This window comes from Streptomyces sp. ATexAB-D23 (assembly GCF_000373645.1).
Taxonomy (GTDB): domain Bacteria; phylum Actinomycetota; class Actinomycetes; order Streptomycetales; family Streptomycetaceae; genus Streptomyces; species Streptomyces castrisilvae.
This window is the reverse complement of record NZ_KB892002.1, coordinates 513,382-532,142: the sequence shown is the minus strand read 5'-3', so window position 1 is coordinate 532,142 and position 18,761 is coordinate 513,382. Positions and strand designations below refer to the sequence as shown.

18 protein-coding genes and 1 tRNA gene are annotated in these 18,761 nt (G+C 69.0%); 16 read left to right on the top strand and 3 right to left on the bottom strand.

Annotated features, from left to right (window positions below):
- Window positions 1-36: 36 nt before the first annotated feature.
- From B082_RS0104815 to B082_RS0104790, 6 genes are all read left to right on the top strand, one after another.
- On the top strand, window positions 37-489 hold the full coding sequence (locus tag B082_RS0104815; RefSeq protein WP_018550672.1) for a MaoC family dehydratase N-terminal domain-containing protein: 453 nt from the start codon (window positions 37-39) through the stop codon (window positions 487-489).
- Window positions 489-917 (top strand): MaoC family dehydratase, encoded by a 429-nt coding sequence (locus B082_RS0104810; RefSeq protein ID WP_018550671.1) that lies wholly within the window; start codon window positions 489-491, stop codon window positions 915-917. Before B082_RS0104815 ends, B082_RS0104810 begins: the two co-directional genes overlap by 1 nt.
- Window positions 918-1,157: 240 nt before the next feature.
- Window positions 1,158-2,000 carry an SDR family oxidoreductase gene (locus B082_RS0104805; protein WP_018550670.1) on the top strand — a complete coding sequence of 281 codons (843 nt, stop codon included), beginning with the start codon at window positions 1,158-1,160 and terminating at the stop codon, window positions 1,998-2,000.
- Between the two features lie 109 nt (window positions 2,001-2,109).
- On the top strand, window positions 2,110-2,658 hold the full coding sequence (locus B082_RS0104800; RefSeq protein ID WP_018550669.1) for a TetR/AcrR family transcriptional regulator: 549 nt from the start codon (window positions 2,110-2,112) through the stop codon (window positions 2,656-2,658).
- Between the two features lie 77 nt (window positions 2,659-2,735).
- Window positions 2,736-4,190: an MFS transporter gene (locus B082_RS0104795; protein ID WP_018550668.1), complete on the top strand. Its 1,455-nt coding sequence runs from the start codon at window positions 2,736-2,738 to the stop codon at window positions 4,188-4,190.
- 72 nt (window positions 4,191-4,262) lie between these two features.
- Window positions 4,263-5,318, top strand: coding sequence for a UDP-N-acetylmuramate dehydrogenase (locus tag B082_RS0104790; RefSeq protein WP_018550667.1), 1,056 nt, complete (start codon window positions 4,263-4,265; stop codon window positions 5,316-5,318).
- A 74-nt stretch (window positions 5,319-5,392) separates the two neighbouring features.
- Here the strand turns inward: B082_RS0104790 and B082_RS0104785 are convergent, their stop codons facing one another.
- Complete coding sequence (locus B082_RS0104785) at window positions 5,393-6,028, bottom strand: NAD(P)-dependent oxidoreductase (protein ID WP_018550666.1); 636 nt, start codon at window positions 6,026-6,028, stop codon at window positions 5,393-5,395.
- Between the two features lie 88 nt (window positions 6,029-6,116).
- Here B082_RS0104785 and B082_RS0104780 point away from each other — a divergent pair, with 88 nt between their 5' ends.
- Window positions 6,117-6,722 carry a TetR/AcrR family transcriptional regulator gene (locus B082_RS0104780; protein ID WP_018550665.1) on the top strand — a complete coding sequence of 202 codons (606 nt, stop codon included), beginning with the start codon at window positions 6,117-6,119 and terminating at the stop codon, window positions 6,720-6,722.
- A gap of 106 nt (window positions 6,723-6,828) precedes the next feature.
- Here B082_RS0104780 and B082_RS0104775 read toward each other — a convergent pair whose 3' ends face one another.
- Together B082_RS0104775 and B082_RS0104770 are read right to left on the bottom strand one after the other, a co-directional pair.
- Complete coding sequence (locus tag B082_RS0104775; protein ID WP_018550664.1) at window positions 6,829-7,851, bottom strand: adenosine deaminase; 1,023 nt, start codon at window positions 7,849-7,851, stop codon at window positions 6,829-6,831.
- A gap of 121 nt (window positions 7,852-7,972) precedes the next feature.
- Complete coding sequence (locus tag B082_RS0104770) at window positions 7,973-9,199, bottom strand: pyridoxal phosphate-dependent aminotransferase (protein WP_018550663.1); 1,227 nt, start codon at window positions 9,197-9,199, stop codon at window positions 7,973-7,975.
- A gap of 224 nt (window positions 9,200-9,423) precedes the next feature.
- On the opposite strand from B082_RS0104770, the gene B082_RS0104765 reads away from it, so the two are divergent.
- The 9 genes from B082_RS0104765 (at window position 9,424) to rpoB (ending at window position 18,702) form a co-directional block, all read left to right on the top strand.
- Window positions 9,424-9,496, top strand: a tRNA-Trp gene (locus B082_RS0104765).
- A gap of 106 nt (window positions 9,497-9,602) precedes the next feature.
- Complete coding sequence (gene secE / locus B082_RS0104760; protein ID WP_018550662.1) at window positions 9,603-9,890, top strand: preprotein translocase subunit SecE; 288 nt, start codon at window positions 9,603-9,605, stop codon at window positions 9,888-9,890.
- Window positions 9,891-9,964: 74 nt separating this feature from the next.
- Window positions 9,965-10,807, top strand: a complete 843-nt coding sequence (gene nusG, locus B082_RS0104755) for a transcription termination/antitermination protein NusG (protein ID WP_018550661.1) — start codon at window positions 9,965-9,967, stop codon at window positions 10,805-10,807.
- Between the two features lie 177 nt (window positions 10,808-10,984).
- Window positions 10,985-11,419, top strand: coding sequence for a 50S ribosomal protein L11 (gene rplK, locus B082_RS0104750; protein WP_018550660.1), 435 nt, complete (start codon window positions 10,985-10,987; stop codon window positions 11,417-11,419).
- A gap of 80 nt (window positions 11,420-11,499) precedes the next feature.
- On the top strand, window positions 11,500-12,222 hold the full coding sequence (gene rplA, locus B082_RS0104745) for a 50S ribosomal protein L1 (protein WP_018550659.1): 723 nt from the start codon (window positions 11,500-11,502) through the stop codon (window positions 12,220-12,222).
- Window positions 12,223-12,380: 158 nt separating this feature from the next.
- Window positions 12,381-13,301 (top strand): hypothetical protein, encoded by a 921-nt coding sequence (locus tag B082_RS0104740; RefSeq protein ID WP_026249430.1) that lies wholly within the window; start codon window positions 12,381-12,383, stop codon window positions 13,299-13,301.
- 293 nt (window positions 13,302-13,594) lie between these two features.
- Window positions 13,595-14,152: a 50S ribosomal protein L10 gene (gene rplJ / locus B082_RS0104735; protein WP_018550657.1), complete on the top strand. Its 558-nt coding sequence runs from the start codon at window positions 13,595-13,597 to the stop codon at window positions 14,150-14,152.
- A gap of 84 nt (window positions 14,153-14,236) precedes the next feature.
- On the top strand, window positions 14,237-14,620 hold the full coding sequence (rplL, locus tag B082_RS0104730) for a 50S ribosomal protein L7/L12 (RefSeq protein WP_018550656.1): 384 nt from the start codon (window positions 14,237-14,239) through the stop codon (window positions 14,618-14,620).
- A gap of 596 nt (window positions 14,621-15,216) precedes the next feature.
- On the top strand, window positions 15,217-18,702 hold the full coding sequence (rpoB, locus tag B082_RS0104725) for a DNA-directed RNA polymerase subunit beta (protein ID WP_018550655.1): 3,486 nt from the start codon (window positions 15,217-15,219) through the stop codon (window positions 18,700-18,702).
- The last annotated feature ends 59 nt before the right edge of the window (window positions 18,703-18,761 follow it).

The window sequence follows — 18,761 nt, the reverse complement described above, 5'->3', positions numbered from 1 at the left end:
CGGCCCAGTCGTCTTTCATCAGGAGGTTGCGAGCCCATGGCGCTCGACCAGTCCTTCGTGGGGCGGACCTATCCGCCCACCGCGCCGTACGAGGTCGGACGGGAGAAGATCCGCGAGTTCGCCGAGGCCGTGGGCGACGCCCACCCCGCCTACGTCGACCCCGAGGCCGCCAAGGCGCTCGGCCACAGCGATGTGATCGCGCCGCCGACCTTCGTGTTCTCCATCACCTTCAAGGCCGCCGGCCAGGTCATCGAGGACCCGCAGCTGGGCCTGGACTACAGCCGGGTGGTGCACGGCGACCAGAAGTTCGTCTACACGCGCCCGGTGCGCGCGGGGGACCGGCTGACGGTCACCTCGACGATCGAGGCGGTCAAGTCCATGGCGGGCAACGACATCCTGGACGTCCGGGGCGAGGTCCACGACGAGTCGGGTGAGCACGTCGTGACCGCGTGGACGAAGCTGGTGGCGCGCGCCGCCGAGGAGGCGTGATGACGGCGAAGGTGAGTTACGAGACGGTCGAGGTCGGCACGGAGCTGCCGGCGCGGTCCTTCCCGGTGACCCGGGCGACGCTCGTGCAGTACGCGGGCGCCTCGGGCGACTTCAACCCGATCCACTGGAACGAGCGCTTCGCGCGCGAGGTCGGGCTGCCCGATGTGATCGCGCACGGCATGTTCACGATGGCCGAGGCGGTCCGGGTGGTCACGGACTGGGCCGGGGACCCGGGCTCGGTGGTCGAGTACGGCGTGCGGTTCACCAAGCCCGTCGTGGTGCCCGACGACGACAAGGGCGCGGTGATCGAGGTCAGCGGCAAGGTGGGCGCCCTGCTGGACGACCGGCGGGTGCGTGTCGACCTGACGGTCATGAGCGACGGCAAGAAGGTTCTGGGCATGTCCCGGGCCGTGGTGCAGCTGAGCTGAGGCCTGCGCGGCGTAAGCGGCGCAGCGGTGTAAGGGGCACGGTCCATGGGCCGTGCCCCTTACGCATGGGCCGTGCGTCCCCTGGGCCGTGCGTTCCGGGTGGCCGCCCAGGAGGGCCGTGCGGGCCACTTCCGCCCGGAGGCGCCCTCGCGGGCGGAGACTTATCGTGCCTTTCATATGCGGCCACGGGCCGGGGTGCCGCGTGACCGGCCGGGTACCAGCACGGAAGGCGGGACAGCCATGGCGGGACCGATCCTCATCACCGGAGCGGGCAGCGGTTTCGGCAAGGAGGTGGCCCTGCGGCTCGCGGCGGCGGGGCACGAGGTGATCGCGGGCGTGGAGATCATCGCCCAGGTCGCCGCGGTGCGCGCCGAGGCCCGGGAACGAGGTGTCGGCCTGCGTGTGGAGAAGCTGGATGTCACCGACCCCGGCGACCGGGAGAGCGCCCGGGGCTGGGGCGTCGAGGTTCTTCTGAACAACGCCGGGGTGTCCGAGGGCGGCGCGACCGCCGACATCCCGGAGGAGCGGCTCCGCCGGCAGTTCGAGGTGAACGTCTTCGGCCCCGTCCTGCTCACCCAGGGCATCGCCCGGCAGATGGCGGCCCGCCGCAGCGGACGCATCGTCTTCATGTCCTCGGTCGCCGGACTCACCGTGGACCCGTTCACCGGCGCCTACGCGGGCTCCAAGCACGCCGTGGAGGCATTCGCCGACGCCCTCGACCAGGAACTCGCCGAATTCGGCGTGACGGTCGCCACGATCAATCCCGGCCCCTTCCTCACCGGCTTCAACGACACCATGTTCGAAACGTGGAAGGAGTGGCGCGACAGCCCCGCCGACCGCCTCTTCGACTACGCCGAGCTGGCCTTTCCGCACGAGCAGTACGACCCCGAACCGGTCTACGAGCGCACCGTCCGGGTCCTGCTGGGCGAGGACCGGCGCTACCGGCACCTGCTCCCCGCCGAAATGGAACAGCAGGCGCGCGAACAGGTCGACGCCCAGTGGGACCGTCGGCTCAACGACGGCCGCCGCCCCGGCCTCGTACAGAAGGCGTACGACATGAGCCCGGGAACGCCGGTCGGGTGACCTCCCGCAACTGCCCGGCCGGGGCGTCCCACCCCGCCGGGCATTACGGGTACCGGACTCCCGCTTGACTAGGTTAGTGATTGAGTACTAACTTACTGGCATGGCAAGGATGAGTGCAGACGAGCGGCGCGAGAGCGTCATCCGGGCGGCCATCACCGAGTTCGCCCGGGGTGGGTACAGCGCCACCTCCACCGAGGTGATCGCCAAGCGTGTGGGTGTCTCGCAGCCGTACCTCTTCCGCCTCTTCCCCAACAAGCAGGCGATGTTCCTCGCGGCGTCCGACCGCTGTTTCCTGGAGACCAGGCAGGTCTTCTCGGGGGCGGCGGAGGGGTTGGAGGGCGAAGAAGCACTCCACGCCATGGCTAGGGCCTACCAGCGGCTGATCGCCGACGACCCCGACAAGCTCCTGATGCAGATGCAGGTGTACGCGGCCGTCGCCGCCGCGGAGGCGGCCGGTGACCACGCGTTCGGCGAGTCGGTGCGGGCCAGCTGGATGGAGCTGTTCGACTCGGTCAACCTGGCGCTCGGTGCCGACGTGGACGAGACCACCACCTTCCTCGCGTACGGCATGCTCGCCAACACCCTGACCTCGCTCGGCTTTCCGGCCGGTCACCGGATGTGGTCCGGTTTCTACACCTCGGCCCAACCGATCACCTGAAGCAGCACGACCCGGGTTCGGCCCGGTTTTCTGCCCGAAGAAGTTAGTAATCAATAACTAACCCTCCAGGGGGAGCAGTGAACCAGCACACGACAGGTCGCGCGGGAGCGACCTGGGCCCTCGTCATCACCAGCGTCGCCGGATTCATGGCGGCCCTCGACAACCTCGTCGTCACCACCGCCCTGCCCTCCATCCGCCAGAGCCTCGGCGGAGAGATGGAGGAGCTGGAGTGGACGGTCAACGCCTACACGCTCACCTTCGCCGTGCTGCTGATGTTCGGCGCCGCCCTCGGTGACCGCTTCGGCCGCCGCCGGCTCTTCCTCGCCGGGCTCACCGTCTTCACCGGCGCGTCCGCCGCAGCAGCCCTCTCGCCCGGGATCAACGAACTCATCGCCTTCCGCGCGGTCCAGGGCGTCGGTGCCGCGATCATGATGCCGCTCACGCTCACCCTGCTCACCGCCGCCGTGGAACCCGCCCGCCGGGGTACGGCGCTGGGCATCTTCAGCGCCGCGACCGGCCTCGCGGTGGCCGGCGGACCGCTGATCGGCGGCAGCTTGACCGAGCACATCTCCTGGCAGTGGATCTTCTGGCTCAACGTGCCGGTCGGCCTGCTCCTGCTGCCGCTCGCACGCTTCCGCCTGGCGGAGTCGTACGCCCCCGACGCCCGGCTCGACATCCCCGGCACCCTCCTGGTCAGCGGCGGACTCTTCGGCGTCGTCTACGGCCTCGTCAACGCCAACTCCGACGGCTGGACCAGCCCGACCGTCCTGACCTCCCTCATCGCCGGCACCGTGTTGATCGGCGGCTTCATCCGCCACGGCTTCCGGGCCAAGAGGCCGATGCTGCCCATGCGCCTCTTCCGCGACCGCGGGTTCTTCGGGATCAACGTCTCCAGCATGCTGATGTACCTCGGGATGTTCGGCTCGATCTTCCTGCTCAGCCAGTACCTCCAGGGCGTCCTGGGCTACTCGCCCACCGAGGCCGGACTGCGGATGCTGCCGTGGACCGGGATGCCGATGCTCGTGGCGCCCATCGCCGGAATGCTCTCCGACCGGTTCGGCGGCCGCCCGGTGGTCGTGACGGGCCTAGCCCTCCAGGCAGCCGGACTGGGGCTGTTCGCCATGGCCATCGCCCCGGACGCCTCCTACGCCTCGCAGCTGCCCGGCCTCATCACCGGCGGCATCGGCATGGCCCTGTACTTCGCGCCCGCCGCCAGTCTGGTGATGTCCAGCGTCCGCCCCGGCGAACAGGGCATCGCCTCCGGCGCCAACAACGCCCTGCGCGAGGTCGGCGGCGCCCTCGGGGTCGCCGTGCTCGCCACCGTCTTCTCCTCGCAGGGCGGCATCGGCTCCGCGCGGGCCTTCACCGACGGGACCGTGCCGGCGGTCTGGATCGGCTCCGGGGTGGTCGCCCTGGCCGCGCTCGTCGCCCTGATGATCCCGGGCCGCCGCGGCGCCGGAACGCCGGAACCGGCCACGGAGACGGGGCCCGCCCCGGTACCGGCCGAGGAGCGGGTGTCCGTACCCGCCTGACGCACCCGGCACACTCGGTACGGTCCGTGGCCCCGCCGTCCGGTCGGGGCCACGGACCGTACTCTTGTCCCCGTGCAGGAACTCCACGACGCGCCCCTCGCCCCCCTGACCACCTTCCGGCTCGGGGGCCCCGCCACCCGCCTCCTGACCGCCACGACGGACGCCGAGGTGGTCCGGGCCGTGCGGGAGGCCGACGACAGCGGCATCCCGCTCCTGATCATCGGCGGCGGCAGCAACCTGGTCATCGGGGACAAGGGTTTCGAGGGCACCGCCCTGCGCATCGCGACCAAGGGCTTCGTGCTCGACGGCGCCTCACTCGAACTGGCCGCCGGCGAGACCTGGACCGATGCCGTCGCCCGCACCGTGGACGCCGGGCTCGCGGGCCTCGAATGCCTGGCCGGAATCCCCGGCTCGGCCGGCGCCACCCCGATCCAGAACGTCGGGGCGTACGGGCAGGAGGTGTCCTCCACCATCACGGAGGTCGTCGCCTACGACCGGCGGACCCGCGAAACGGTCACCCTGCCGAACTCCCAGTGCGCGTTCTCCTACCGGCACAGCCGCTTCAAGGCCGAACCCGACCGGTACGTGGTGCTGCGCGTCCGCTTCGGCCTGGAGGAGTCCGGCGGCCTGTCCGCGCCGCTCAAGTACCCCGAAACCGCCCGCGCCATGGGCGTTGCCGAGGGTGAACGCGTTCCCGCGGCCGCCGCCCGCGAAACCGTGCTGCGGCTGCGCGCCGGCAAGGGCATGGTGCTCGACCTCGAGGACCACGACACCTGGTCGGCCGGGTCCTTCTTCACCAACCCGATCCTGGAACAGGCCGGGTTCGACGCCTTCCTGGCCCGGGTCGCCGACCGGCTCGGCCCCGACGTGAAGCCCCCCGCCTTCCCGGCCGGCGAGGGCCGCACCAAGACCTCCGCGGCCTGGCTCATCGACCGGGCCGGCTTCACCAAGGGCTACGGCACCGGACCCGCCCGCATCTCCACCAAGCACACGCTCGCCCTCACCAACCGGGGCGCGGCCACCACCGAAGACCTGCTGGCCCTGGCCCGCGAGGTCGTCGCCGGGGTCCACGCGGCCTTCGGCGTCACCCTCGTCAACGAACCGGTGACCGTGGGTGTGAGCCTGTAGGACGCGGCCTGCCCCGGGTCCCGCACCGCCCCGCCCCCGCCCCCACCCCGGCCCCGGCGCTCGGGCGCCGGCGCTCAGTACGCCACGCCCACGCCCTGCTTCACCGCCGCCGGATCGCCGGTCAGCGCCAGCATCGCGTGCGCCACGTCGGCCCGGGAGATGGACCGGCCGCTGCGCGGATTTCCGCCGACGACCGTCCGGTAGGTGCCCGTCAGCGGGCCGTTCGTCAGCTTCGGGGGCCGCACCGACGTCCAGTCCGTGGCGGATGCCGCCAGCGCCGCCTCCATCGCGGTGAGATCCGCGTACACCTCCTTGAGGACCGCGCCGATCACCGAGAGCATCATCCGGTCGAGCAGCGGGTCGTCGGCCGGCTTCGGGGCGACCGGGGCGGCGCTGACCACCAGCAGCCGCCGGGTGCCCTCCGCCTCCATGGCCGTCAGTACGGCACGGGTCAGCCGCTCGGCGATCCCGTCGGCCCTGCGGCCCCTCGACCCGAGGCCGGAGAGGACCGCGTCGCGGCCCGCCACCGCCTCACGCAGCGCCTCCGGGTCGTCGACCCGGGCGGCGGTGTGCACCGTGACGTCCGAGAGGGGCACCGCGAGCCGCGCGGGATCGCGGACCACCGCCGTCACCTCGTGCCCCGCCGCCACCGCCTGACGGACGATCTCCTGTCCGATACCGCCTGTCGCCCCGAACACCGTGAGCTTCATGGCACACCCCTCCCAAGGTGGGTAAGTATTCACTCACCTCTAGAGTGAGTGGGTACTCACCCACCCGTCAAGCTTCGTTGGAGCGCACATGGAGCAGAAGCCGGCCCGCGCCCGCCTCATCGACGCCGCCCACCAGCTCATGCAGACCAAGGGCCTGGCCCGGACCACCACCAAGGAGATCGCGAAGGCGGCCGGCTGCTCGGAGGCCGCGCTCTACAAGCACTTCCTCAGCAAGGAAGAACTTTTCGTGGTCGTGCTGAAGGAGCGGCTGCCCAAGGTCGACGGCATCCTGCGCAAGCTGATCACCGAGCCGGGGGAGGGGGAGCGCTCGGTCGAGCAGAACCTCACCGAGATCGCCCGCCAAGCCGCCCTGTTCTACGAGCAGAGCTTCCCGATCGCCGCGTCCCTGTACGCCGAGCCGAGGCTCAAGGAACGCCATGACGCGGCCATGCGCGAGCTGGGCACGGGCCCCCACCTGCCCATCCGGGGCGTGGACACCTATCTGCGGGCCGAACAGACCGCGGGCCGGGTACCGGCCGACGCCGACACCTACGCGGCCGCCTCCCTGCTGATGGGGGCCTGCGCCCAGCGGGCCTTCGCCTACGACGCCACGGAGACCGGCGGACCGCCGCAGTCCCTCGACGCCTTCGCCGCGTCCCTCGCCCGGACCCTGGTGCGCGGCCTCGCACGGTAGCCGGGCCGCGGGACCGCCGGACCGCCGGGCTCCCGGACCGCCGGACTCCCGCCCCCCCCCGGACCCCCGGACCCCCGGACCGCCGGGCCCCGGGACGGGCCCCGGCTCAGGCCACCGGCTTCGACAGCCAGTCGTCGACCCCCGCGAGCAGCTCCGCGCGCAGCGGCTCGGGCGCCGACGAACCCCGTACCGACTGGCGGGCCAGCTCGGCCAGCTCCTCGTCCGTGAACGCGTGATGGCGGCGCACCAGGTCGTACTGCGCGGCCAGCCGGGAGCCGAAGAGCAGCGGGTCGTCGGCGCCGAGCGCCATCGGCACCCCCGCGTCGAACAGCGTGCGCAGCGGCACGTCGGACGGCTTCTCGTAGACGCCGAGCGCCACATTCGACGCCGGGCACACCTCGCAGGTCACCCCGCTCTCGGCCAGCCTGTGCAGCAGCCGTGGGTCCTCGGCCGCGCGCACCCCGTGCCCGACCCGGGAGGCGTCGAGATCGTCCAGGCAGTCGCGGACGCTGGACGGGCCCGACAGCTCGCCCCCGTGCGGGGCGGCCAGCAGACCGCCCTCCCGGGCGATGGCGAAGGCCCGGTCGAAGTCACGGGCCATGCCGCGCCGCTCGTCGTTGGAGAGCCCGAAACCGACGACGCCCCGGTCCGCGTACCGCACGGCGAGCCGCGCGAGGGTCCTGGCGTCCAGCGGGTGCTTCATCCGGTTGGCCGCGATGACCACCCGGATCGGCAGCCGGGTCGCGCGCGAGGCGCTGTCCACGGCGTCCAGGATGATCTCGATCGCCGGGATCAGGCCGCCGAGCAGGGGAGCGTACGAGGTGGGGTCGACCTGGATCTCCAGCCAGCCGGAGCCGTCCGCCACGTCCTCCTGGGCGGCCTCGTGCACCAGCCGCTGGATGTCCTCGGGGGTCCGCAGGCAGGACCGGGCGATGTCGTACAGCCGCTGGAAACGGAACCAGCCCCGCTCGTCCGTCGCACGCAGCTTGGGCGGCTCGCCGCCGGTCAGGGCCTCGGGCAGCCGCACGCCGTACTTGTCGGCGAGCTCCAGCAGCGTCGTGGGCCGCATCGACCCGGTGAAGTGCAGGTGCAGGTGGGCCTTGGGCAACAGACGTACATCACGCTCCATTCCAAGATCCTGCCGCACGGACGGGGCGTCGCGGTAGCCGCTTTCCCCATCGAGTTGCCCATCGAACGAGAAAGCGACCCCCGGCCGGGGCCGGGGGTCGCTCACGGGTTCGGGGCGGGGACTACGCCTTCGCCTCACCCAGCAGCTTCTGGATGCGCGAGACGCCCTCGGTGAGGTCGGCGTCGCCCAGCGCGTACGAAAGGCGCAGGTAGCCCGGCGTACCGAAAGCCTCGCCCGGGACGACCGCGACCTCGGCCTCGTCCAGGATCAGCGCCGCCAGCTCCACCGAGGTGGCCGGGCGCCTGCCGCGGATCTCCTTGCCGAGCAGCTCCTTCACCGACGGGTACGCGTAGAACGCGCCCTCGGGCTCCGGGCAGAACACGCCGTCGATCTCGTTGAGCATCCGCACGATGGTCCTGCGGCGCCGGTCGAAGGCGGTGCGCATCTCGGCGACCGCGTCCAGGTCCCCGGAGACGGCGGCCAGCGCGGCCGCCTGGGAGACGTTGGCGACGTTGGACGTGGCGTGCGACTGGAGGTTGGTCGCGGCCTTCACGACGTCCTTGGGGCCGATGATCCACCCCACCCGCCAGCCGGTCATCGCGTACGTCTTGGCGACGCCGTTGACCACGATGCACTTGTCGCGCAGCTCGGGCACGACCGCCGGCAGCGAGGTGAACTTCGCGTCCCCGTAGACGAGGTGCTCGTAGATCTCGTCGGTCAGCACCCACAGGCCGTGCTCGACGGCCCAGCGGCCGATCGCCTCGGAGTCGGCCTCGCTGTAGACCGCGCCGGTCGGGTTCGACGGGGAGACGAACAGGACGACCTTCGTACGCTCGGTGCGGGCCGCCTCCAGCTGCTCGACGGAGACCCGGTAGCCGGTGGTCTCGTCGGCCACGACCTCCACCGGGACGCCGCCGGCCAGCCGGATCGACTCGGGGTAGGTGGTCCAGTACGGGGCCGGGACGATGACCTCGTCGCCCGGGTCGAGGATCGCGGCGAAGGCCTCGTAGATGGCCTGCTTGCCGCCGTTGGTCACCAGGATCTGGGAGGCGTCGACCTCGTAGCCGGAGTCGCGCAGCGTCTTCTCCGCGATGGCGGCCTTGAGCTCGGGGAGCCCGCCCGCCGGGGTGTAGCGGTGGAACTTGGGGTTGCGGCAGGCCTCGACCGCGGCGTCGACGATGTAGCCGGGGGTCGGGAAGTCGGGCTCGCCGGCACCGAAGCCGATCACCGGCCGGCCCGCGGCCTTGAGGGCCTTGGCCTTGGCGTCGACGGCGAGGGTGGCGGACTCGGAAATGGCACCGATGCGGGCGGAGACCCTGCGCTCGGACGGAGAAGTAGCAGCGCTCATGCCCCCCATGCTCCCAGACCGTTTTCCCCGTCGGCACAGGGGTTTCAGGGACCGGACAGCACTCGGACAGCAACCGCGCACGAAGTGGCCGGGAGCGGTCAGGAGCTATCTGTTCGACGCGGGGCCGCTGAGCACGTACACTCACCTGTCGTTGGCCTTCACCAGCCGCACCGTTCCTGCACCCGGGCTTCCGGGTACATGCGGTAGGTTGGTGGAAACCACAAAGGGTCGTAGCTCAATTGGTAGAGCACTGGTCTCCAAAACCAGCGGTTGGGGGTTCAAGTCCCTCCGGCCCTGCTACACACTCCTTCGCCAGGATGTGTGCGCATGTACGTACTTCAATGCACCGCCGTGCGGCTCCACCGGGCGCGGCACGGCCACGACCCGGAATCAGGTGAGAAGCGTGACGGACGCCGTGGGCTCCATCGACATGCCTGATGCCGAGGACGAAGTCCCCGAGTCGAAGAAGAAGACCCGGAAGGGCGGCAAGCGCGGCAAGAAGGGCCCTCTGGGCCGTCTCGCGCTCTTCTACCGCCAGATCATCGCCGAGCTGCGCAAGGTCGTCTGGCCGACGCGCAACCAGCTGACGACGTACACCTCCGTGGTGATCGTGTTCGTGGTCGTCATGATTGGTCTCGTAACCGTGATTGACTTGGGCTTCGCGCGGGTCATCAAGTACGTCTTCGGCTGATCCACGCGGAGGGCGCCTCTTGGGCGCCCCTTTCGCATGTTCCACCCATATGTATCCAGGAAGAAGCAGCCACCGTGTCTGACCCGAACCTGAACGACGCCGTCGAGCCGACGGCGGGCGCCTTCGAGTCCGCCGAGGACGAGCTCGACATCGTCCAGGCGGCGGACGCCGAGGAGCCGGACCAGGCCGAAGCTGCCGACGCCGCCGCCGACGAGGCCCCCGAGGCCGGTGCCGCCGACGAGACCTCCGACGACGAGGCCGAGGAGACCGCGGAAGCCGCCGAGGAGGAGGCCGAGCCCGTCGACCCCGTCACCGCTCTGCGCGAGGAACTGCGCGGCCTGCCGGGCGAGTGGTACGTCATCCACACGTACGCCGGTTACGAGAAGCGTGTGAAGGCCAACCTGGAGCAGCGCGCCGTCTCGCTGAACGTGGAGGAGTTCATCTATCAGGCCGAGGTGCCTGAGGAGGAAATCGTCCAGATCAAGAACGGCGAGCGCAAGAACGTCCGCCAGAACAAGCTCCCGGGCTACGTCCTGGTGCGCATGGACCTGACGAACGAGTCCTGGGGCGTCGTCCGCAACACCCCCGGCGTCACCGGCTTCGTGGGCAACGCCTACGACCCGTACCCGCTGACCCTGGACGAGATCGTCAAGATGCTCGCGCCGGAGGCCGAGGAGAAGGCCGCCCGCGAGGCCGCCGAGGCCGAGGGCAAGCCGGCTCCGTCCCGCAAGGTCGAGGTCCAGGTCCTGGACTTCGAGGTGGGCGACTCGGTCACCGTCACCGACGGCCCGTTCGCGACGCTGCAGGCGACGATCAACGAGATCAACGCCGACTCGAAGAAGGTCAAGGGCCTCGTCGAGATCTTCGGTCGCGAGACCCCGGTCGAGCTCAGCTTCGACCAGATCCAGAAGAACTAGCGCTTACCCGCTCGCTTCTGGACACATGCCTACCGAGCAGGTCAGACAGGCTGTCGAAGCCGGTCTGACCTGCTTGGTTTTTGGTCGCGCAGCTATACCCGTTATCGTTGTGCGGTATGCCTGCATCCGGATGACCGGATGACGGCGAAAACTCTCACTAGGACCCGGAGAGAGCACATGCCTCCCAAGAAGAAGAAGGTCACGGGGCTTATCAAGCTCCAGATCAACGCCGGTGCGGCCAACCCGGCCCCGCCGGTCGGCCCCGCGCTGGGCCAGCACGGCGTCAACATCATGGAGTTCTGCAAGGCCTACAACGCCGCGACCGAGTCGCAGCGTGGCATGGTCGTGCCGGTGGAGATCACGGTCTACGAGGACCGCTCCTTCACCTTCATCACCAAGACTCCGCCGGCCGCCAAGCTGATCCTCAAGGCCGCGGGTGTGGACAAGGGCTCCGGCGAGCCGCACAAGACCAAGGTCGCCAAGCTGACGGCCGACCAGGTCCGCGAGATCGCCACGACGAAGCTCCCCGACCTGAACGCCAATGACCTCGACGCCGCGTCGAAGATCATCGCCGGCACCGCCCGCTCCATGGGCATCACGGTCGAAGGCTGATTCAGCCCCACCCCCTCAGTGGTAGGACCAAGCGCTGGTCCGCACCACGACTCCACACTCTGAAACCATCAGGAGTAGAAGTGAAGCGCAGCAAGAACCTCCGCGCTGCGGACGCCAAGATCGACCGGGAGCGCCTGTACGCCCCGCTCGAAGCCGTCCGTCTCGCCAAGGACACCGCCTCCACGAAGTTCGACGGCACCGTCGAGGTCGCCTTCCGCCTGGGTGTCGACCCGCGCAAGGCCGACCAGATGGTCCGCGGCACCGTGAACCTCCCGCACGGCACCGGCAAGACCGCCCGGGTCCTGGTCTTCGCGACCGGTGACCGTGCTGCGGCCGCGGAAGCCGCCGGAGCCGACATCGTCGGCGCCGACGAGCTCATCGACGAGGTGGCGAAGGGCCGTCTGGACTTCGACGCCGTCGTCGCGACCCCGGACCTCATGGGCAAGGTCGGCCGCCTCGGCCGCGTGCTCGGTCCGCGTGGTCTGATGCCGAACCCGAAGACCGGCACCGTCACCCCCGACGTCGTGAAGGCTGTCAACGACATCAAGGGCGGCAAGATCGAGTTCCGCGTCGACAAGCACTCGAACCTGCACTTCATCATCGGCAAGGTCTCCTTCGACGAGACCAAGCTGGTGGAGAACTACGCAGCGGCGCTGGAGGAGGTCCTCCGTCTGAAGCCGTCCGCCGCCAAGGGCCGCTACATCAAGAAGGCCGCGCTGGCGACCACGATGGGCCCCGGCATCCCGCTGGACTCCAACCGCACCCGTAACCTCCTCGTCGAGGAGGACCCGGCCGCCGTCTGAGCCCTCGCGCTCGTACGACCGTCGCGTCACGTGTGACATGGGACGGGCCCCGCAACCTTTCGAGGTGCGGGGCCCGTCCTCATTCGTACGTGGACATGGCTGTCGTAGCCCTGCATTAGCGTGGGGTCACCGAGAGCCGAACGAGGGGTGGAATCGCAATGTTGAGCAATACCGTGCGGCGCGTGGGTCTTTCCGTGGCAGTGGCGGCGGCTCTGACGTCGGTCGCGGCCTGCGGCGGATCGGACGACGGGGGCAAGGCCAAGGGCACCAGCGGGAGCGGCGCGGGCTCGGTGGCGAAGGCGAATCCGATCGCCGCGCTGATCGCCGTGCAGAAGAAGACCGGCAGCGCGCACTCGGCCAAGGTCGAGGGCACCACGTCGCTGGGCACCGCGATGTCCATGAAGCAGTCCGGCGTCATGGACTGGTCCGACGGCATCACCGGCAGCATGCAGATCACGTACACCGGCGGCGACATGGCCGACTCCATGAAGCAGCTCGGCAGCAACGGCACGATGGAGGCCCGTTACTTCAAGGACGGGTACGCGGCGGACATGGGCGACGCCATGGCCCAGCAGACCGGCGGCAAGCGCTGGATCAGCTACAGCTACGACGACCTCGCGCAGATCGGCGGCGCCTCCGGGGCGGCGCTGAAGGACCAGATGCAGAACACCACCCCGGACCAAGGCGTGAAGTCGCTGCTGGCCTCGGGCGACGTGAAGAAGGTCGGCCAGGAGGACGTCCGCGGCGTCACCACCACGCACTACTCGGGCACGGTGGACGTCGCCGACCTGACCGCCAAGAACAGCAACCTCGACGCCGATGAGCTGGCCGCCCTCAAGAAGCAGCTGGCGGACGCCGGGATCTCCACGGAGACCGTGGACATCTGGGTCGACGGCGACGACCTGCTGGTGAAGAAGACCGAGCGCGGCCAGATGAAGACCGGCGAGCTGAACTCGACGGTGTTCTACAGCGACTACGGCACCAAGGTCTCGGTCGAGCGCCCGCCGGCCGACCAGACCATCGAGTTCACCGAGCTGATGAAGCAGCAGCAGGGGGCGTCCACGGGGGCGACTTCCTAACCGGGTTCGGGAGAGTTCAAACCTCTCGGTCCCACCCGAAGCGGGACGGATTTGCCCGGCGCGACCCCGGTCGCGTACTCTTTCGCAGAAGCCAAAGACCGCTGGTCGTTGTCCGGAATCCGCAAGGGTTTCGGCAACCGAAGGATCCGTTGACACGGACGACCTGCGCAGGTGACTGTGGAGAGCTCCCGGACTTCGTTCCGGTCGAGCTTCGCCCTGGCGCCTGCGCCGGGGCGTTTCGTCTTTCCGGGCCTTTTGAGCGGTCCTCATCACCCGGAAGGAGGCCGACGCTCATGGCAAGGCCCGACAAGGCTGCAGCGGTAGCCGAGCTCGCGGACCAGTTCCGCAGCTCCAGCGCCGCCGTGCTGACCGAGTACCGGGGTCTCACCGTGGCACAGCTCAAGCAGCTGCGCCGTTCGCTCGGTGAGAACGCCCAGTACGCCGTGGTGAAGAACACGCTGACCAAGATTGCGGCCAACGAGGCCGGGATCGACACGCTGGACGACCTGTTCGCAGGCCCGACGGCGGTTGCCTTCGTCACCGGTGACCCGGTGGAGTCGGCGAAGGGTCTTCGTGACTTCGCCAAGGACAACCCCAACCTCATCATCAAGGGCGGTGTCCTTGACGGTAAGGCGCTGTCCGCCGATGAGATCAAGCAGCTCGCGGACCTCGAGTCCCGCGAGGTTCTGCTCGCCAAGCTGGCCGGTGCCATGAAGGGCAAGCAGACTCAGGCTGCGCAGCTCTTCCAGGCGCTGCCGTCGAAGTTCGTCCGCACCGCGGAAGCGCTTCGCGTCAAGCTCGAGGAGCAGGGCGGTGCCGGTACGCCGGCTCCCGCCGAGGCCGCCGAGTAATTTCGCTCAGCGGTCCAGCGGGCCCCACGTACGCCCGCCGACATATACATCCGGCACCTGCCGAATAGTGGAAGGACGCCTGTCATGGCGAAGCTCAGCCAGGAAGACCTGCTCGCCCAGTTCGAGGAGCTCACCCTCATCGAGCTCTCCGAGTTCGTGAAGGCCTTCGAGGAGAAGTTCGACGTCACCGCCGCCGCGGCCGTCGCCGTCGCCGGCCCCGCCGGTCCGGGCGCCCCGGTCGAGGCCGCTGAGGAGAAGGACGAGTTCGACGTCATCCTCACCGCCGCCGGTGACAAGAAGATCCAGGTCATCAAGGTCGTGCGCGAGCTGACCTCCCTCGGCCTGAAGGAGGCCAAGGACCTCGTCGACGGCGCCCCGAAGCCCGTCGTCGAGAAGGTCGCCAAGGAGGCCGCCGAGAAGGCTGCCGAGTCCCTCAAGGCCGCCGGCGCCTCCGTCGAGGTCAAGTGACCCTGCGAGTCATCTGACTCCTCAGGACCACCGTGCCGCGAGGCGCGGCGTCACATCGCGAAAGGCGATCACCCTTACGGGTGGTCGCCTTTCGGCGTATCCGTGGCGGGTGCCTTGCCCTTCCCGCGTTGACGAGTATGGTGATCTTTCGCCGTGCGCCTCTCGTAGGGCACGCGAGCGCTGCCGACGGGCGGTGTCCGCGGGCCTCGGAGGCCGGCCGGGCCGAGGGGGCCTTGACGAACCGCACGAGGCGCGCAATTCTCAAGGCGCGACGCCGAATCGATCCGAATCCGAGGCATGGATCGACGGTGAAGCGGGCAGTAAAGAAGAGCGCAGCTCGCGCAGGGCCGGACAAAGGTGTTGAGAACAGCTGTTGAGAGCAACGTGGGTCTCTGAAAACCCCGACTGGACATCAGTGTGCCTCTTGGCTACACTGACCCTTTGCGCTGCCTGTTAGCTGCCTCCTGCCCGTCACCAGGGGCATACCCATCTTGTGCACCGTGGACTCAGCATCCCTTGTTCGGGATATCTGTCCACATGTCCAGTTTGGGACCGGTACGCGCGTAGTGAGTCCGAGCCCTCGGAAGGACCCCCTCTTGGCCGCCTCGCGCAACGCCTCGACCGCGAATACGAACAACGGCGCCAGCACCGCCCCGCTGCGCATCTCTTTTGCAAAGATCAAGGAGCCCCTCGAGGTTCCGAACCTCCTCGCGCTGCAGACCGAGAGCTTTGACTGGCTCCTCGGCAACGCCGCCTGGAAGGCTCGCGTCGAGGCTGCTCTGGACAGTGGACAAGACGTCCCCACCAAGTCCGGCCTGGAGGAGATCTTCGAGGAGATCTCACCGATCGAGGACTTCTCCGGGTCGATGTCGCTTACGTTCCGCGACCACCGCTTCGAGCCCCCCAAGAACTCGATCGACGAGTGCAAGGAGCGCGACTTCACGTTCGCCGCCCCGCTCTTCGTCACGGCCGAGTTCACCAACAACGAGACCGGCGAGATCAAGTCCCAGACGGTCTTCATGGGCGACTTCCCGCTCATGACCAACAAGGGCACCTTCGTCATCAACGGCACCGAGCGTGTCGTGGTGTCGCAGCTGGTCCGCTCGCCGGGTGTCTACTTCGACTCGTCGATCGACAAGACGTCCGACAAGGACATCTTCTCCGCCAAGATCATCCCTTCCCGGGGTGCCTGGCTGGAGATGGAGATCGACAAGCGCGACATGGTCGGTGTCCGCATCGACCGCAAGCGCAAGCAGTCCGTCACCGTCCTCCTGAAGGCTCTCGGCTGGAGCACCGAGCAGATCCTTGAGGAGTTCGGCGAGTACGAGTCCATGCGCGCCACCCTGGAGAAGGACCACACCCAGGGCCAGGACGACGCGCTGCTCGACATCTACCGCAAGCTCCGTCCGGGCGAGCCGCCCACCCGCGAGGCCGCTCAGACGCTGCTGGAGAACCTCTACTTCAACCCGAAGCGCTACGACCTCGCGAAGGTCGGCCGCTACAAGGTGAACAAGAAGCTCGGCGCGGACGAGCCGCTGGACGCCGGCGTGCTCACCACCGACGACGTCATCGCGACCATCAAGTACCTGGTCAAGCTGCACGCCGGTGAGACCGAGACGGTGGGCGAGTCCGGCCGTTCGATCGTCGTCGAGACCGACGACATCGACCACTTCGGCAACCGCCGTCTGCGCAACGTCGGCGAGCTCATCCAGAACCAGGTCCGTACGGGTCTGGCCAGGATGGAGCGCGTCGTGCGTGAGCGCATGACGACCCAGGACGTCGAGGCGATCACGCCGCAGACCCTGATCAACATCCGGCCGGTCGTCGCCTCCATCAAGGAGTTCTTCGGCACCAGCCAGCTGTCGCAGTTCATGGACCAGAACAACCCGCTGTCGGGCCTCACCCACAAGCGCCGCCTGTCGGCTCTTGGCCCGGGTGGTCTCTCCCGTGAACGGGCCGGCTTCGAGGTCCGTGACGTGCACCCGTCCCACTACGGACGCATGTGCCCGATCGAGACCCCTGAAGGCCCGAACATCGGTCTGATCGGTTCGCTCGCCTCGTACGGCCGCGTCAACGCGTTCGGCTTCATCGAGACGCCGTACCGCAAGGTCGTCGACGGCCAGGTCACCGACGAGGTCGACTACATCACGGCCGACGAGGAAGACCGTTTCGTCATCGCCCAGGCGAACGCGACGCTCTCCGAGGAGCTGCGCTTCACCGAGCCCCGCGTCCTGGTCCGCCGTCGTGGCGGCGAGGTCGACTACGTGCCCGGCGCCGAGGTCGACTACATGGACGTCTCGCCGCGCCAGATGGTGTCCGTCGCCACCGCGATGATCCCGTTCCTGGAGCACGACGACGCCAACCGTGCCCTCATGGGCGCGAACATGATGCGTCAGGCGGTGCCGCTCATCAAGAGCGAGGCCCCGCTCGTCGGCACCGGCATGGAGTACCGCTGCGCCACCGACGCCGGTGACGTGCTGAAGGCCGAGAAGGACGGTGTGGTCCAGGAGGTCTCCGCGGACTACATCACCGTGACCAACGACGACGGCACGTACACCACGTACCGCATCGCGAAGTTCATGCGCTCCAACCAGGGCACCTCGGTCAACCAGAAGGTCGTCGTCTCCGAGGGCGACCGGGTCATCGAGGGCCAGGTGCTCGCCGACGGTCCGGCCACCGAGAACGGCGAGATGGCCCTCGGCAAGAACCTGCTCGTGGCGTTCATGCCGTGGGAGGGTCACAACTACGAGGACGCGATCATCCTGTCGCAGCGCCTCGTGCAGGACGACGTCCTCTCCTCGATCCACATCGAGGAGCACGAGGTCGACGCCCGTGACACCAAGCTCGGCCCCGAGGAGATCACCCGGGACATCCCGAACGTCTCCGAGGAGGTCCTCGCCGACCTCGACGAGCGCGGCATCATCCGTATCGGTGCCGAGGTCGTCGCCGGTGACATCCTCGTCGGCAAGGTCACGCCCAAGGGTGAGACCGAGCTGACCCCCGAGGAGCGCCTGCTCCGCGCGATCTTCGGTGAGAAGGCGCGCGAGGTGCGCGACACCTCGCTGAAGGTGCCGCACGGTGAGATCGGCAAGGTCATCGGCGTCCGCGTCTTCGACCGCGAAGAGGGCGACGAGCTGCCGCCGGGCGTGAACCAGCTGGTCCGCGTCTACGTCGCGCAGAAGCGCAAGATCACCGACGGTGACAAGCTCGCCGGCCGTCACGGCAACAAGGGCGTCATCTCGAAGATCCTGCCGATCGAGGACATGCCGTTCCTGGAGGACGGCACCCCGGTCGACATCATCCTCAACCCGCTGGGTGTCCCGTCCCGAATGAACCCGGGACAGGTCCTGGAGATCCACCTCGGCTGGCTCGCCAGCCGCGGCTGGGACGTCTCCGGTCTCGGTGACGAGTGGGCCAAGCGGCTCCAGGCCATCGGCGCCGACCAGGTCGCCCCCGGCACCAACGTCGCCACGCCCGTCTTCGACGGTGCGCGCGAGGACGAGATCTCCGGTCTCTTCGAGGCCACGATCCCCAACCGCGACGGCGCCCGCCTGGTGCAGCCCTCCGGCAAGGCCAAGCTGTTCGACGGCCGCTCCGGCGAGCCGTTCCCGGACCCGGTCTCGGTCGGGTTCATGTACATCCTCAAGCTGCACCACCTGGTCGACGACAAGCTCCACGCCCGTTCGACCGGCCCGTACTCCATGATCACGCAGCAGCCGCTGGGTGGTAAGGCGCAGTTCGGTGGGCAGCGATTCGGTGAGATGGAGGTGTGGGCCCTTGAGGCCTACGGCGCCGCGTACGCCCTCCAGGAACTGCTGACGATCAAGTCCGACGACGTCACCGGCCGCGTGAAGGTCTACGAGGCGATCGTCAAGGGCGAGAACATCCCCGAGCCCGGCATTCCCGAGTCCTTCAAGGTGCTCATCAAGGAAATGCAGTCGCTCTGCCTCAACGTGGAGGTGCTCTCCTCGGACGGCATGTCCATCGAGATGCGTGACACGGACGAGGACGTCTTCCGCGCGGCGGAGGAGCTCGGTATCGACCTGTCCCGGCGCGAGCCGAGCAGCGTCGAAGAGGTCTGACGGGTTGGCCGGCCGGATCTCCGTGATCCGGCCGGCTCTCCCCGGACCCGTTCAGACCA